This window comes from Dellaglioa sp. CoH-56-MRSF-14 (assembly GCF_056782115.1).
In genome coordinates, this window is the sequence record NZ_JBXAYB010000094.1 from 1 (window position 1) to 281 (window position 281).

The 281-nt window shown below is 53.7% G+C and carries 1 protein-coding gene; it reads right to left on the reverse strand.

Features of this window, described 5'->3' with window-relative positions:
* Positions 1 to 281: hypothetical protein (locus tag AC1RPX_RS07950; RefSeq protein WP_481763357.1), on the reverse strand; the 281-nt coding region annotated here is incomplete at both ends.

Here is a 281-nt window from a genome sequence, read left to right on the forward strand (position 1 = left end):
GAGATAGGGTCCTCGCCTACTACTACCAGCACACGTGGAATGTTGGCAAATCGCGTAACCAAATCGCGAGTCTTGTCTAGTTTCGTGTTGGTCGATTGGGGGCTCAGGTTTGTGAGTACCAACATACCCGGATCGCGCAGTACTTCGGTGTCGTCGTACTTTCGGAGCACAGGATTATCGAAGCCGCCGTATAGGTTGTGCCACACGACTTCCTCGCGACTGCGCTTTTGGAATTCCTGCACAAGATAGGCCGCGAAGTACAAGGCTTGTCGATCGTCGGG